This window comes from Streptomyces sp. NPDC059142 (genome assembly GCF_042755665.1).
Lineage (GTDB): Bacteria > Actinomycetota > Actinomycetes > Streptomycetales > Streptomycetaceae > Streptomyces.
Window position 1 is genome coordinate 5,783 of the sequence record NZ_JBHZDA010000146.1, and the last position, 1,007, is coordinate 6,789.

A 1,007-nucleotide genomic window follows, 5' to 3' on the forward strand; every position below is an offset into this window, starting at 1 on the left:
CCCTTTGTGTTACCGTCTGGGGGGCTGGTTTTTGTTTATACTACACCGGCTCGGGCGGGCTCCGCACGCCCGGCGGGGTCGGGGGGGACGCCACCCCCCCCCGCGTCCCGTCGGATCCGGCCGGGCAGGGCCGGACGACCGCGCTCATGTCCTCCGCGACACCGCGCCCGTCCGTTCCGCACCCGTACGCGTACCGCACTTGAACCCGCATTCGTACCGAACAGCGTGTTTCACCGCGTTCACCGCAGACGCGCGTCCACCGCGCCCCTGGCTTCGCACGGAACCGCTCCTCCATCCACGTACATCCCATAGGGGGGACCCTCATGGCTCGCAAGTCACAGCAGCAACATCAGCCTCAGAACTCACAGGGATCACAGGGGTCACACGGACAGCTCAGCTCGCCGCCGGCGCCTCCGTCCCGGTCCGGCTCCGCGCAGAGCCCCGTCCTCCAGCTCCAGGACCTGACCCGCGTCCACGGCAGCGGCGCCACCGAGGTGCACGCCCTGCGCGGGATCAACCTCGATGTCTTCCCCGGCGAACTCGTTGCCGTCATGGGCCCGTCGGGCTCCGGCAAGTCCACCCTGCTGACGATCGCGGGCGGTCTCGACCTGCCCACCTCCGGCCGGGTGCTCGTCGAGGGCACCGACATCACCACCGCCGACCGCAAGGAGCTGGCGGCGATGCGCCGCCGCAGCGTCGGCTACGTCTTCCAGGACTACAACCTCATCCCGGCCCTCACCGCCGCCGAGAACATCGCGCTCCCCCGTGAGCTGGACGGCGTCTCCGCCCGCAAGGCACGCGTCGAGGCGCTCGCCGCCCTCAGGGAGATCGGCCTCGACCAGCTCGCGGACCGCTTCCCCGACGAGATGTCCGGCGGCCAGCAGCAGCGCATCGCCCTCTGCCGCGCGCTCGTCGGCGACCGGCGCCGCGGGCGCGCGGGCGTGGCCCCCCGGGGGCGCCCCCACCCATACCGGGGGGGGGGGGGGGGGCGGGGCCCGCGCCCCCGC

1 protein-coding gene is annotated in these 1,007 nt (G+C 73.0%); it reads left to right on the forward strand.

Features of this window, described 5'->3' with window-relative positions; genetic code table 11:
* Positions 1-323: 323 nt before the first annotated feature.
* Positions 324-1,007 (forward strand): ABC transporter ATP-binding protein (locus ACFXPK_RS31050; RefSeq protein ID WP_385080462.1); only part of this gene is annotated, 684 nt, incomplete at its 3' end.